Origin of the sequence: Pelolinea submarina, from assembly GCF_003966975.1 — a bacterium.
Lineage (GTDB): Bacteria > Chloroflexota > Anaerolineae > Anaerolineales > Anaerolineaceae > Pelolinea > Pelolinea submarina.
On the sequence record NZ_AP018437.1, the window covers coordinates 1,787,925 to 1,802,020 of the forward strand.

The following is a 14,096-nucleotide window of genomic DNA, read 5'->3' on the forward strand; positions in this document are numbered from 1 at the left end:
TCGGTTTATCCTTTCGTACCGTTTGTATATTGGAAAATCAACTCTTCTTTTAAATTCCAGAGTTTATCGGTCAAGGAAACGTGGTAATTATGGGGGTTCATTAAACGCCTCACGCCGGAATGCAGGCGCTGGATGTCATCTGCGCGTGTCTGGCGGATTTGCTCCAGGGTGGGGAATTCATACACCAGCTTGCCATCCTCCAGGATGGTTTCGTGCAGCTTCTCTACTTTGGATATCTGGGCGCAGTTCAGCACGCGCTGCTTGGTTTGATCGGTGGGATGATGCAGGTGAATGGCTTCCAGGTGGCAAAGGTCCTCGCCTTCCAGGCTGAGTACATCCGCGATGGCTTTTTGCGATTGGTCGTATAAACGCCAGATTTTCTTGTAGCCCGGGTTAAGCGTCTTTTCGGGATTCTCGGAGATCTTGATGGCCGGCACCCAGGCATTATCCTGCTGCATAGCCACCAGCTTAAAAACACCGTCCAGCGCGGGATCGCCTTCGGAGGTGATCAGGCGCGTGCCTACACCGTAAGCCAGGCGGCTGATGAGATTATCCGCATCCAGTCCGTAACGCGCGGATTCTTCTTTAATTTGGGTGATGATCTGCCAGATGACCAGCTCGTCCATCTGGTTGGAGAGCACGATCTTGGTGTCCGGGAAACCGGCTTTATTCAGCATCAGCGCGGCCTGAATGGTCAGGAAGGCCAGGTCGCCGGAGTCCATGCGGATACCGACCGGTTTGTGACCCTGGGCTTTGAGCTTTTCAAAGACCTTGATGGCATTGGGAATGCCGCTGTTGAGCGTGTCGTAGGTATCCACCAGCAGGATGCAGGCATCCGGATAGGATTCGGCATAAGCCTCGAAAGCGTCCAGCTCCGTGCCGCCCATGGCCACGATGGCCTGGATCATGCTGTGCGCGTGCGTGCCGCTGGGCTGGTAGCCCAATACCGCCGAAGCGCCGACGTTGGAGGTGCCGGCCGCGCCGCCGATGATGGCTGCCCGCGCGCCGGCAAACCCGGAGCGATCCTGGGCGCGGCGCAGACCGAATTCCAGCATGGCCTGGCCCATGCCGCTTTCATAAATACGCGCGGCTTTGGTGGCGATCAGGGTTTGGTAATTCAGGTGATTGAGCAGGGAGGTTTCAATTAATTGGGCGAAAATCAGCGGACCCTCTACGATGGCGTTGGGCACGTAAGGATGGATCACGCGTCCCTCGGGCACGGCGCGCAGGGTCAGGCCGGTGGCTACCGATTGGCCCTGAAGGTATTTGAGAAATTCGGGGGTAAACATCGCGCGCCCGTTGGCGTCTTTCAGGTTGCGCAGGTAATCAATCTCGGATTCCTTGAAATAGGCTTCCGAGACCCAATCCATAAACGTTTCCAGACCGGCATTAACGCAATATCCGGCTTGATGGATGCCGTAATCGGGGTAAGACCGAAAGAAGTAATCGAACTGGGCTTTAGATTCGTGAATGCCCATGCGGTGATAAACTTGTGCCATGGTGAGCTGGTAAAAGTCGGTAAAGAGCACACCCTCGGCGAACTGCTGCTGTTGTGATTTCATACTACCTCTAGATTAAATTTACTGCGCTTCCACGCAGCATTGCATTAGATTCATGTTAATAATAAATCAGCCATTATTATACGAGTGTTGGGCGAGGTTGACTGTATAATTTGGTAAGAAGCGGAGGAAATGCATGCCGGAAACCCCTGAAAAAGACACCCAAGCAGCCGTGATCGGCTTTTACGGCTATTCCGACAGCGGCAAGACCACCCTGATAGAGCGCTTGATTGGTGATTTACGTGCCGAGGAGTTGCGTGTGGCAGCCGTCAAGCTGAGCGAGCAGGCCCTCAGCCTGGACCAGCCCGGTAAGGATAGCGACCGTTATGCCCAGGCCGGCGCGAACGGTGTAGCGCTGGCGGGACAGGGCGAAACAGGCTTTCGCTTCCCGGAACGTCTGGACTTGCGTACCATCCTGCGCGTGCTGGCGGAAGTCAGCGCGCCGGACGTGATCCTGGTGGAAGGGGCGGAGGAGGACTTCGTGCCCAAGGTGCGCCTGGGGGACAAGGCCCTGCGCGCGAACACAATTTGGACTTACGATGGGGATTACGATCGATTAATGAAAATAATTCACGATATCATCAAAAAGGAGTGAGCCATGTATGAAATCAAAATTACGGTGAATGGGGAAGAAATTGAATTGAGCGGCTTTCCGGGCGAGATCATCAGCGAGACAATCGTCGCCATGCTCAAGACGCTACGCGGGGTGGACGAGATTGAAAATGCAGTAGTTCAAATTGAGAAAAATTAATAGAATTATTCAAAGGGGATAAGAAATGAAAAAACTACTTCAAAATCCGCTAGTGAAAATTCTGATTGGCCTGATAATTTGTTATTTACCTTTACTTATTGTGAATGTATTGATCATGAAGCCAATTGAGACCAGTTTAATGCTATCGGATGAAACAGGACGTGTGATTCGATTTGTTGTCAATTCTGTACTGATCTTTGGTTTATATCGTTGGTTTATTAAATGGACTGAAGACTATTCAAATTTTGATTGGAAATATAAAAATATCGGTCGAGATTTTTTATCAGGTTCATTATTGGCAATTATTTCGGTTTCAATTGTCTTCTTGATTTTAGGAGTGATCAGTGTATATCGAGTAGTAAATTTCAATGTGGATTTAAAGTCGATTCTTTATTTGCTCATTGTCTTTGCTTTTATGAGCATCCTTGAAGAAGTTTTATATCGTGGGGTGGTATATCGGATTATTGAGAATAGGCTAGGTTCCGTGCTTGCCCTGGTTATTTCGGGGTTGTTCTTTGGATTGTTTCATTATTTTAACCAGGATGCCTCGGTTATCAGCGTCATTGCTGCCAGCATCGGGGGGGTATTACTTGGATTGATGTACACAATCAGCCAGCAGCTTTGGATGCCGATCGCGTTCCACGGGTTTTGGAATTTTACCCAGGTAATTTTCGGCAGCAGACTTTCCGGCTCAGATGAATATTTGAAATATGCTGTAATCAAAGCGAATTTTGTTGGCGCTGATTGGTTAACTGGAGGCAAATCGGGAATTGAAAATTCATATTTAACGCTTCTTTTAACTGTAATCCTTGTATTCGTATTATTTTATAAAGCAAATAAGGATGGAAGAATTTTGCCATTTCTCTCGAGAAAAAATAAGTAGAGGATAGGAACCAATTTGCGAACATACTGTGAACGTATGATGGGGATTACGATAGATTGTTAGGGTTGATTATTGAAATGGTCAAAAAGGAGTAGCGATGTACGCGATCAAAATCACGGTGAATGGTAAAGAAATTGAACTGAGCGGCTTTCCGGGCGAGATCATCAGCGAGACAATCGTCGCCATGCTCAAGACCCTGCGCGGGGTGGAGGATGTCAAGGATGCGGTGATTGAGTTAAAGAATAAATACGAAAATGTAAAAGGTATTGAAAGATAAGGGAAAATCCTATAAACTAAGGAAAAGAAATGGAGATAGAGATGAAAAAATATGATGTTTACTTTGAAGAAGACGGTGGAGGAGAAGAAGAAGAGTAATAGCAAAATAATACTAATATTCTCTTCTTTAGAGAATTATTATTTTGCATAATCCCAATTAAATAATAAGAAATCAATATTCCAATATTTGATTTTATTATCCCGGCTTGCAGAAATTAAATTGTTTGAATCTTTACAAAATAATACTGATGTAACTGCGTTACTATGTCCGAAAATTGAAAAGAGCTTAGAAAGTTTTGATTTTCCTACTCGCCAAAGGATTATTTTATTATCTTGTCCACTACTTGCAATAAAGTCTCCAGTATGGTTGAACTGACAACACAGCCCCATGTCTTCATGGCTTTTTTGTGATTTAATCAATTGGTTAGTATTAATAAAATAACAATACACAAACCCTGAACCGTCAATAAATGCAAGCTTGTCTTCATTTGGGGAAAATGTAACATAACGGATCGGCTCGTTCTCAGGATGTCTGAAAATATAATTTTTTGATTTGTTCTTAATTGTGATCAATCCAACATTTCCAGAAACATCGCATGCAATTAGACAATCTCCATTTTTTGAAAATTCAATTTTTCTTATTTCGAAATCTCCAAACTTTATAATTGATTCATTCGTAAAATCTGGAAAATCCCAGATATGAATAATTCCGTCTTTCCCTGCTGCTGCAATTAGATTTTCTTTAATGCATAACGTTAATCCAACTGAATCGGAATCGAGAATTTTTTTATTTTCTAATATATTTCCTGTTTTCACGTCCCAATTAAAAAAATTTCCATTTCCTCCAATTCCAATTACATTTTTATCATTATTAATAAAAAAACCAATTCCAATCCAAGTTGGGCATTGTAATCTCTGAATTATTTTCGCTGTATAGGTATTCCAAATAATTACAACTCGATCAGAAGTAGATACAAGCATATCTGTTTCTGATGAAAAAGAAAGACTATTTATTTTGAATGTATGGCCAATGTATTTATGTTTTTCTTTAAAAACAGACAATACTTTTTTCTCGTGAATAATCTCGTTATTTGCGATTGTAAAGCATACAACAGCTATGTAAAAATATGTGCCCTTTTGAAAAGTAAAATCACGGTTTAAATAGTTACTCAATACCCCCACGATATCAAAAAAAAGGAAAAACCAAAAGGTCCATTCTTTTGAAAGGTAATACAGATAATGGAGAGTAAAGAAAATAAAGTAACGAACATTTTTTAGAATAAAGATTATGCAATGTTTGCATAATCTTTTGCTTGTTGAAAAAGCCAATTTTATAGTTTTCATGAACCCCCCGAGAAAAATTAATATTTTATTTATGTAATCTTATACCATTATTTTGAAAAAGGGCTATGAAGTTTACCACTAAGAAAAATTCTTTGTCTGATATTCTAAACGACAATGGGATAGAATATTTTGAATTTTCAAAGCGGAATTAAAGTTCTATAAAACAATTAATAAAAAGTGATTGTTTACAAATCCCAAAAAAATTTTGACTTGCTATATAATCAATGTAATAAAAATGCAATAATGTCTTACCCAAAAATAGGAGGAAAAATGGGATTGAGCCAATATATAGAAGTAAAGATCGGAGAAATACCAGGTTATATCGCAAATTATGGGGATAGAGCTTCACTAATTAAAAATGAGATGAAAAAATGTTTGATTAGCAAAAACTTTAATGATTTTCAAGTAGTAGAAGAAGTGTTTCAAAAGAAGAACTACCTTGTCGGCTATAAAAATTTCGGAAAAGGTGAGAGAGCTGCCTATGCTTTTTATTTTGGCGATTTTAATAACACGGATTTAATATTCGAGACTAGATATTTTGAATCATCGTTAAGTAAACAGAGAACTAACCGGGCTACGAGTTCCCTAGGTATGGCTGGTAATATTATTGGAGGATTTCTTTCACCTCATGGTCGTTCATTCAGCGATGAAAAAAAATTAATTAAAATGGCGTCGCAATCTTTTTCCGGTGGGGGACCTCAAGAATTAAATGATTTAGAGCGTCAGCAGTCTCTTGTATTGTTACAAGTTTTCTTGTCCGACTTAACAAGTATTATTGATAAATATACTTCGAAAAATTAGTTATAAAAAATATTGGGATTAAAGATAATTATGACGGCGGAATAAGCCGCCCGCCATCCGCTGTCCATTGCCAACCCACACACAGGCGCAGCAGCGCTGCGAGGTAGCAGTATTTGGGTCGGTTCATCTTTGATCTGGTAACAGCCGCCGAATTTACTTCCATTATCCGTTTACATACTTCGCAGCAAAGCGGGCAACCCTATGCAACTTGCTCTCGTATTAAAAGTATCTCTTTTTCAAGAAGGACAGCATGCAAAACAAAACAAAAAAGAAAATCTTTACTTATCTGGCATTTCTGATTGCCTTTTCGAGTATTTTTTATGCGCTCATCCTGAGGGCCGGAACCCTGGCCGCGGGAGGCGGGTTGTATGTTTTCGGTCTGATGTGGATGCCGGGGTTCTCGGCCATCCTGACGCAATTGATCTTTGAGCACTCTTTGCGCGGGTTGGGCTGGAAACCCGGGCGATTTAAATACCTGCTGATCGGCTACTGCCTTCCGATCATCTATGGCTTGGTAGTCTATGGCATTACCTGGACCAGCGGGCTTGGAGCGTTCAATAGCGCCGCCCTGACCGCGGCTACTGCCGGTTTTTCCACGAACCTGCCGCAGTTCTGGTTGTCGGCGTTCTACCTGGGTAATCTGGCCGTCTTTGGTGTTCTGGCCGGACTGCTCTCTGGCACCGGTGAAGAAATCGGTTGGCGCGGGCTGTTATTCCCGGAACTGAAAAAGCTGTTCTCATTCAACCAGGCGACCCTGATCACCGGCGCTGTCTGGACGCTGTGGCATCTGCCATTGATTCTTTTTGCCGATTACATCAATGCGGGAATCCCGCGCTGGTATGGCGCCATCATGTTCACGCTGATGGTCACCGGCCTGAACTTTGCCTTTAGCTGGCTGCGCAATGCTTCCGGAAGCTTCTGGCCGGCCGCGCTGCTGCATGCCAGCCACAACCTTTTTATCCAGACGATTTTCACTCCGCTGACTTTGCAGAATGACATCACGCCTTATATCATCGATGAATTCGGCGTTGGCCTGGCACTGGCCGGTTTGGTGCTGGCACTAGTCTTTTGGCAGCGAAAGAAAACCCCGCAGTCTGCCGCCGCGTAAATTTTGGTGGTTGAACGAATGATAAAGCCGGCGTTTTGATACGCCGGCTTTTTTTTATATTCTTCACTTCAGAGCAAAATTCTCTGAAAGAAACGAGTTCTCTATTGATGCGGATTTACGACGGCGGGATCAGCCGGCAGCCATCAGCCGTCCAATGCCAACCCGAGCAGGTGCAGCAGCGCTGCGAGGTGCCGGTGTTGCAGGTACCGGAGCAGGGCGTCTGTGTGGGCGGTTTCTTTGTCGGTTCAGGCGCCAATTGGTAACAGCCGCCTAATTCCTTACCGCTCGCTTCGAAGTTGTAAGCCACCCAGCAGGTGCTGTCCATTAGGTTGAGCTGCTCGACTGGGTACAGGCTGCTGTTCTTGTTGGGTGAGCCGGCCTGCTCCTCGCTGTAACTATCGTTGTAGTCAAACTTGGACGGGTCGGCTACGCCGCTATCCGCCCAGCCTTTCCAGAAGAAGCGCCCTTCGTCGATCAGGCCTTTCTTGATGGCCAATTGGATGGTGTTGCTGTCGTTCGGGTCGATGCGCTGCCAGGCGGCGTCCGGGTCGTCCAACACATCCGCTGAGAAGAGCACCTCGTCATACCCATCCCCGTCGCGGCTGTCGGGCACGACCGGGCTGGAGCCGCCCACGTCGTCGTTGCTATCCCTTAATACCATCACATCCTCGATGGTCCAGTCGGGATGGTTGCCGCCTTTAGCCCACAGCAGCACGTCCCCGCGCCCATCCTTATCGGAGTCGAACTCGATGCCGTAGTGTGCCGAAAGCGTGCCGTCTTCTCCGGGGCCGATCAACTCCAGCGAGAAGATGTAGAAATCGTCGTCCTCGGATAGTTCCAGGTAGAACAGGTCGTTCTCTTGTTTATAGACCATACTATCCTGGGTGAAAGGCCGCTCGAAGTTGCCCAGCCGGAAGGAGTCGCCCAGCGCCAGCCGGTCGGCGGCGGTGTTGGAGGTGTCGATCTCGTCCTTCTCCTGATCGGGTGAGCCCGGATTGCCGGGGATGGTGGTATGCGTGATCTCAGGGGCGGCGGGCACCTGCTCGGCGGCGGGCTCTTCAGCAGAGGGTTCTTCCTGCACGGGCTGCGCCAGGGCCTCGGCCGTGTAACCGGCGTAGATGGCGGACAAAGTCTGCTCCGCTTCGGAAGGGACGCTGGTTTGTTCGCCGCCGGAATTAATCGAGACGCTGCATGCCAGCGAGATAATTAATAAAAGTGAGGTAACTAATAAGCCAAATTTTGTTCTCGACATATCATCCTCTCCCTGAACATTGTTCAATTAGTCTGTAAAATATACAAATTCATTATACAAACACAGCAAACCATACTGCAAGTATTAAAAGAGAGTCAACAATGAATAAAAATATGTTAAACAAAGAGAAAAAATGGCTGGTGAGGGAGATTGTATAAACTGCGCATAGCCACGAGTGCTGAAAATAGGAATATTTCTAAATGGAAATTAAATAAAGAGCCTCACCTAAAAAGGGAGACTCTCTATTGTTATGAGTTAAATCCAGAAGATAAGGCCGCCCAGGGCCAGCAGGACAGCCAGGATGGCCAGGCTGAAGCACCCGCAGCCGCCGGGAAAACAGCCGTAGCCGTAGCCATAAGGACGCCGGCGAAACCAGCGGCCGCCCATGGGCGGGCGGGGCGGCGGCGGACCCCAGTGGCCGCCGTGCGGGCCGCCGGGACCTCCTCGACCACCCGGACCTCCATGTCCACCGGGTCCACCAAACAGCATGACTTCCATTTTATTATCTCCTTTGAAGGCGTCATTATGGTATTGGTTTTTGGTGTAATCGCCTTCATTATTTAATACGCTGACGGTCCTGCTGAGTTTCCAGTCTCAAGCGTCCGCGTTGATAAACAGGATATCGCTGGTGCCGCGCTCTTTGTTCCTGCCCAACGGGTTGTTGACCACGCGCCCCAGGAAATACATGGTGGAAGAACCGCCGCCGTCCAGGTTGTAGGCTTCGGTGCAGCCCAGCTGCTGGAACATTTGGGCGAACTCATCCAGGGTTACACCCATACTGTAGCCCTTGCTGCGCCCGTCCACCACGATGAAGACAAAGTGGTTGTCGTCAATGATGCCGATACCGGTGCGGGGCTGGTTGCCCTGGATGGGGTGGTTGCCAAAGTTGGTGTCGATCTCAACCGTAGACAGATTTTCCACAATCTCCCCGTCATCCAGCAAGGCAGGGCCAAAGGAGAGTGTGTTCCACACACCTGCCGCCAGCAGTTCTTCCGCGCTGGTTTGGGTTTCATCGTAGACTTGCATGCTACCGTCCTGATAAAAAGCCAGTCCGATGCGGGCTGGATCCTCGCGGTAAATCACGCCGTTGCGGATGATGATACCGTCGTCGCGGAAACCGTAATAATCGCCGTTTATGGCAAAGATGGCGTTGTTTTCCGCGGCGATTTCGGATGTGTATTCAATGATATTCTGCCCAAACTGGTTATCGGCAAAGGCATTTTGCAGTTGGGCGGCGTCCGTGAGAACCACATCAGCCACGAAATAGGTCAGCGCGTCGTTTCCGCTGCCGCTGGAATATTCCGTTATGGAGATGGAAATACCGTTGCCTTCATAATTCCAATCATCATAAGAAAAAGTGGTTTCCGTGCTGTCTTCTTCCTGCGTTTGGTCAACCTGTTCGGTTTGGGCGGTCGGTACGGCGGCTGTGGCAACCACAATGTTCCCAGCAGAAGCCGTGGATTGAGCAACAGCGCTGGCATAAGCGTTCACATCCGTGATCTCAACGTGCCGGATTAGGAAACGGTCGGCAGCCAAATAGGCAATAAATAGAAGGATCAAAACAATTGCCAAAATGATTGAGATTTTCTTTTTATTTTTAGACATACAGGCAGTCCTGCTTTCTTTACCTTAAAAATATCTTTATCGTATTCAAGAATCAGTATAATTTTGGCCTAAAATAGCTTTCCGGTAACCATCCTGGAGATGGATTAACTAAAGGAAATTATCATACTTTAGATGCTCCTGGAATCCTCCCTATGGGTGACGCACCAAAGAGCTATTATTACTACAATAGATGCTATAGGATAAGCGGAAGAAATGCCGTATGATCCTAATTGATCCAGGAATATGGAAGGACCACTTTAAATGCTTAATTTCCTCAGCTCCATCACTGCCGCCAGCATCTTGCCGTATGGCATTCTATGGCTGGCAACCTTCGCAGAGGGACCGATTACCTTATTAGCAGCCGGGGCCGGGATTGCGGTAGGAAAACTGCTGCCCTTACCCGCTTATTTGGCGATTGTTACGGGCAATCTGACGGCTGACATGGGTTGGTACAGCCTGGGCCGATTTGGCAAGCCTGAATGGATTGAACGTATTACCGCAAAATTAAAGATAAACCCGGCCAGCATCGAAGAGCTGAGCGAAAACATCCAGAAGTTTGCACCGCGCATGGTATTCCTGTCTAAAATGACGGTTGGATTACCCATCCCGACTTTGATCGCGGTCGGTTTGGAACGGGTGGCTGCGCGGCGCTGGGTTGCGCTATTGGTGCTGGGTGAATTAATCAAGTCGGCGATCTTTATCACGCTGGGATTTCTGTTCGCCGAGGGCATCCAACACACTTACGGTATCGTGCAGATTGTGCTGTGGGTGATTACGATCGTATTAATGATAGCGGGAATAATCTACTTCAAATTTTCCAACAAAAATAAGAATACTCCGGCAGCCGCTCAGCGGTTTCTGGCTGGAGAGAGCGGTTCGGCGCAAGAAAGGAAAGCAGGAATGAACGCGAAAAAGGAAAATAAGGGCCTGGTTTTAATAGCAGCCTATAACGAAGAACGGCGCATTGGCGATGTGGTGTGCACGGCTAAAGCCTACCTGCCGGTGTTGGTGGTGGACGACGGCTCCACAGACGAAACCGCCAGACAGGCTAAAAAAGCCGGCGCGATGGTCAACTCTTACCGCAAGAATCAGGGCAAGGGCGTTGCGCTGCAGACCGGCATCCGCCAGGCTCTGGACGCGGGCTACGATTTCATCATCACACTGGACGGCGACGGCCAGCACGACCCGCAGGAGATCCCGGCTTTCCTGGAAGCTTACCGCAACGGTCGGCAGGACCTGATCATCGGCAAGCGCGATTTCCGCAAGATGCCGACCGTGCGGCGCATCAGCAACACGCTGGGCACGCTGTTATTTTCGTGGGCGGTGGCGCACCGCATCCCGGACAACCAATCCGGCTACCGCCTGGTCAGCCGCCGGCTGATGGAAGTGCTGCACAAATCGGCGGAGCCCGGTTACGAATTTGAGGTGGAGATGATTGTGTACTGCCTGATGCACAACTATCCGATCGGTTGGGTGGGCATCCGCACCATTTATGGCGACGAAAAGAGCAAGATCCGCCCGCTGCACCATCTGCGCAAGTTCATCCAGGTGTCCTTGCGGGCGCGCAGCTTGATGCGGCGTTCTGTTCTGACGGATAATTAATGGGGGAATTGTAAAAAAAGAAGTGGGCGGAACAGGGCTCGAACCTGCGACCTCATCTGTGTAAGAGATGCGCTCTGACCAACTGAGCTACCCGCCCGAAGCAGCCATAATTATAACTGGAAATTCATAACAAGCAACTCTCCAGAAGAAGATTTCGTGAACGCGGTTGTCCCTTCGACGCCCCACGCTTTGCTCTGGGCAGGTGCTCAGGGCGCGGCCGCTGAGATTGACGAAAAAAGGCGGGAATACCCACAAATAATGAGTACAGGATAGTTCCCGCCCTATGACTTATGCTTTTTCCAAAGCCTGGTCCAAATCCCACAGGATATCCTCAATGTCTTCCAAGCCGATGCTCAAACGGATGAACTCAGGCGAGATGCCGGAAGCCTTTTGCTGTTCCTCATTGAGCTGGCCGTGAGTGGTGGAGCCGGGGTGAATGGCCAGGCTGCGCGCGTCGCCGACGTTGGCTAAATGCGTGAATACCTGCAGGTTGTCAATGAAGCGGGCGCCGGCCGCGATACCGCCCTTTATGCCGAATCCTAAAATGCTGCCGGGGCCTTTGGGCAGGTATTTCTGCGAAGCGGCATGGTAAGGGCTATCCTCCAGGCCGGGGTAGGCCACCCATTCCACCTTGGGGTGCGTTTCAAGGAACTCCGCGACCTTTTGGGCGTTGGCGACGTGGCACTCCATGCGCAGGCTGAGCGTTTCCAGCCCCAGCAGGAACAGGAAGGCGTTAAAAGGCGACAGGCAGCTGCCCAGGTCGCGCATGACTTGTACACGGGCCTTTTTAATGAAGGCATCCTCTCCCAATGCGGCAAACACCAGGCCGTGGTAGGAATCATCGGGCTGGTTGAAGTTGGGGAAGCGCGGATTGCCGGCCCATTGGAAGTTTCCGCCGTCCACGATCACGCCGCCGATGGAGGTGCCGTGCCCGCCGATGAACTTGGTGGCCGACTGCACCACGATGTTGGCCCCGTATTCGATTGGGCGTGCCAGGTAAGGCGAGGCAAAAGTGTTGTCGATCATGACCGGAATGCCAAATTCCTGACCGATCTGGGCGACTTCCTCAAAGGGGAACACGTTAATGAGCGGGTTGCCCAACGTTTCGCCATACAGCAGCTTGGTGTTGGGCTGGATCGCGCGGCGGAAATTCTCCGGATCATTGGCGTCCACCAGGGTGGTCTCGATGCCCAGACGCTGGAAAGAGTACACAAACTGGGTAGTCGTGCCCCCGTACAGGGTGGTGGAGGCCACAATGTGATCGCCGGCCTGCAGGATGGTCAGGATGGCCAGCGTCTGCGCGGCCAGGCCGGAAGAAGCGGCCAGGGCGCCCACGCCGCCTTCCAGATTGGCAACGCGTTCTTCAAAGACCGCGGTGGTGGGGTTTTGGATGCGCGTGTAGATGTTGCCCGGCTCTTTGAGCGCAAATAGATCCGCGGCGTGCTGGGTGTTATCGAAGGCATAAGAACTGGTCTGGTAAATCGGCACGGCGCAGGCATGCGTGGTGGGGTCGGCGGTTTGGCCGGCGTGCAACTGGCGGGTGGTGAATCCGAATTCTCTGGGTTGGTTGGTCATTTTGGCTTTCCTTTCGTATGTATAGCGTTAAATTAGTTGTTTTCCTGCCCGTAAATCAGGCGGCACATGCTGCCGATGCGGTCCAGGTCATAAGGCGTATTTTGATAGACGTAATAGTTGATCCAGTTGGAGAATAACAGGTGCGCGTGTCCGCGCCAGCGTACCAGCGGCTCCTGGCTGGGATCATCATCCGGGTAGTAATTGACCGGCACCTGGATGGGCAAACCGGCCTTCAGGTCGCGCTGGTATTCGGCCTGCAGGGTAAGCGGGTCATATTCGGAGTGGCCGGTGATGAAGATCTGGCGGCCGTCGCGCGTGGCGGCAATATAGACGCCGGCCTGGTCTGACTCGGCTAAAACCTCCAAGCGCGGGTTGGCTTCAATATCCGCCCGGCGCACTTCGGTGTGGCGTGAATGCGGCGCGTAGAATACGTCGTCGAAACCGCGCAGCAGCTGCACGTTTTTTTGAATGACGTGGTGCGGGAAGACGCCGAACTGCTTGGCGGGCAGGGGAAACTTAGGCACGCCGAAGTGGTGGTAGAGGGCGGCCTGGGCACCCCAGCAGATGTACAGGAGCGAGAAAGTATGCGTCAGGCTCCAATCCATGATTTCTTTTAATTCCTCCCAATAATCGACTTCCTCAAAGGGCAGGTGCTCCACCGGCGCGCCGGTGATGATCATGGCGTCGTAGTAGTGCATTTTCACCTGGTCAAAGGTTTTGTAGAATGCCATCAGGTGGCTTTCAGGGGTGTTCTTGGATTCGTGGGTGCTGACGCGCAGTAAATCCGTTTCGATTTGCAGAGGTGTATTTCCCAGCAGGCGCAGCAGCTGCGTTTCCGTGGTGATCTTGGTGGGCATCAAATTAAGGATCAGGATCTGCATGGGGCGGATGTCCTGATGGACAGCGCGCACTTCATCCATTACGAAAATATTTTCGCTATTGAGAATTTCCCTTGCGGGTAATTCCTGGGGTATTTTAATGGGCATAAAATTGTTCTCCTTAACGAAAAACCTCTTCATACGATGAGAAGAGGAGTCAAGGATTTCCTCTCATCTTCCAGAATCATCTGCCGGAATTGGCACCTTGTTCTAAGAACAGGTTGTCGAGGCTTCAGCGGGCCGGTCCCTCTGCCTCTCTGGATAAGAGCATTTTTCGAAATATGCAATTACTTAAGTATTTTTAAATTTCAGTTAGGTTTAATTACCTGCTTTCTATCGAATCAATGGGCTTTATAAAGAAAAAAGCCCGAGAGCAGTCTCTCGAGCCTACCGCGAGAATTTGCTCCGTTAGCGTGGAACTGGGGAGCAATTCACTCTGGGGTGTACCGGTTTGAAATCAAT

At 49.1% G+C, this 14,096-nt stretch carries 14 protein-coding genes, 1 tRNA gene and 1 riboswitch; of the genes, 7 read left to right on the forward strand and 8 right to left on the reverse strand.

Annotated features, from left to right (window positions below; genetic code table 11):
• Positions 1-5: 5 nt before the first annotated feature.
• Positions 6-1,562, reverse strand: coding sequence for a nicotinate phosphoribosyltransferase (locus Pelsub_RS07865; RefSeq protein WP_116224274.1), 1,557 nt, complete (start codon positions 1,560-1,562; stop codon positions 6-8).
• 133 nt (positions 1,563-1,695) lie between these two features.
• Between Pelsub_RS07865 and mobB the strand changes: the two genes are divergently transcribed.
• From mobB to Pelsub_RS07880, 4 genes are all read left to right on the forward strand, one after another.
• Complete coding sequence (gene mobB, locus Pelsub_RS07870; protein ID WP_116224273.1) at positions 1,696-2,154, forward strand: molybdopterin-guanine dinucleotide biosynthesis protein B; 459 nt, start codon at positions 1,696-1,698, stop codon at positions 2,152-2,154.
• Positions 2,155-2,157: 3 nt separating this feature from the next.
• Positions 2,158-2,310: a hypothetical protein gene (locus Pelsub_RS15655; protein WP_158675036.1), complete on the forward strand. Its 153-nt coding sequence runs from the start codon at positions 2,158-2,160 to the stop codon at positions 2,308-2,310.
• Positions 2,311-2,335: 25 nt separating this feature from the next.
• A complete protein-coding gene (locus Pelsub_RS07875; RefSeq protein WP_116224272.1) occupies positions 2,336-3,193 on the forward strand; it encodes a CPBP family intramembrane glutamic endopeptidase in 858 nt (285 codons plus the stop codon).
• A 97-nt stretch (positions 3,194-3,290) separates the two neighbouring features.
• Complete coding sequence (locus Pelsub_RS07880; RefSeq protein ID WP_116224271.1) at positions 3,291-3,470, forward strand: hypothetical protein; 180 nt, start codon at positions 3,291-3,293, stop codon at positions 3,468-3,470.
• A gap of 137 nt (positions 3,471-3,607) precedes the next feature.
• Here the strand turns inward: Pelsub_RS07880 and Pelsub_RS07885 are convergent, their stop codons facing one another.
• The gene (locus tag Pelsub_RS07885; RefSeq protein WP_116224270.1) at positions 3,608-4,813 is read right to left on the reverse strand and encodes a WD40 repeat domain-containing protein; all 1,206 of its coding nucleotides are present in this window, start codon (positions 4,811-4,813) and stop codon (positions 3,608-3,610) included.
• A gap of 270 nt (positions 4,814-5,083) precedes the next feature.
• Here Pelsub_RS07885 and Pelsub_RS07890 point away from each other — a divergent pair, with 270 nt between their 5' ends.
• Together Pelsub_RS07890 and Pelsub_RS07895 are read left to right on the forward strand one after the other, a co-directional pair.
• The gene (locus Pelsub_RS07890; RefSeq protein WP_116224269.1) at positions 5,084-5,614 is read left to right on the forward strand and encodes a hypothetical protein; all 531 of its coding nucleotides are present in this window, start codon (positions 5,084-5,086) and stop codon (positions 5,612-5,614) included.
• 250 nt (positions 5,615-5,864) lie between these two features.
• Positions 5,865-6,722, forward strand: a complete 858-nt coding sequence (locus tag Pelsub_RS07895) for a CPBP family intramembrane glutamic endopeptidase (protein ID WP_116224268.1) — start codon at positions 5,865-5,867, stop codon at positions 6,720-6,722.
• A 115-nt stretch (positions 6,723-6,837) separates the two neighbouring features.
• Here Pelsub_RS07895 and Pelsub_RS07900 read toward each other — a convergent pair whose 3' ends face one another.
• The 3 genes from Pelsub_RS07900 to Pelsub_RS07905 form a co-directional block, all read right to left on the reverse strand.
• Positions 6,838-7,974, reverse strand: coding sequence for a hypothetical protein (locus Pelsub_RS07900; protein ID WP_116224267.1), 1,137 nt, complete (start codon positions 7,972-7,974; stop codon positions 6,838-6,840).
• A gap of 248 nt (positions 7,975-8,222) precedes the next feature.
• Entirely contained in the window at positions 8,223-8,426 is a 204-nt protein-coding gene (locus Pelsub_RS15660) for a hypothetical protein (protein WP_158675037.1), read from the reverse strand.
• Between the two features lie 142 nt (positions 8,427-8,568).
• Complete coding sequence (locus tag Pelsub_RS07905) at positions 8,569-9,579, reverse strand: phosphodiester glycosidase family protein (protein ID WP_116224266.1); 1,011 nt, start codon at positions 9,577-9,579, stop codon at positions 8,569-8,571.
• Positions 9,580-9,840: 261 nt separating this feature from the next.
• On the opposite strand from Pelsub_RS07905, the gene Pelsub_RS07910 reads away from it, so the two are divergent.
• Entirely contained in the window at positions 9,841-11,181 is a 1,341-nt protein-coding gene (locus Pelsub_RS07910) for a glycosyltransferase (protein ID WP_116224265.1), read from the forward strand.
• Positions 11,182-11,204: 23 nt separating this feature from the next.
• Here the strand turns inward: Pelsub_RS07910 and Pelsub_RS07915 are convergent.
• From Pelsub_RS07915 to metA, 3 genes are all read right to left on the reverse strand, one after another.
• Positions 11,205-11,278 (reverse strand) — tRNA-Val (locus Pelsub_RS07915).
• Between the two features lie 191 nt (positions 11,279-11,469).
• The gene (locus Pelsub_RS07920; protein WP_116224264.1) at positions 11,470-12,756 is read right to left on the reverse strand and encodes an O-acetylhomoserine aminocarboxypropyltransferase/cysteine synthase family protein; all 1,287 of its coding nucleotides are present in this window, start codon (positions 12,754-12,756) and stop codon (positions 11,470-11,472) included.
• A gap of 32 nt (positions 12,757-12,788) precedes the next feature.
• Positions 12,789-13,742 (reverse strand): homoserine O-acetyltransferase MetA, encoded by a 954-nt coding sequence (gene metA / locus Pelsub_RS07925; protein ID WP_116224263.1) that lies wholly within the window; start codon positions 13,740-13,742, stop codon positions 12,789-12,791.
• Between the two features lie 60 nt (positions 13,743-13,802).
• Positions 13,803-13,902: riboswitch (SAM riboswitch) on the reverse strand.
• Positions 13,903-14,096: the final 194 nt, after the last annotated feature.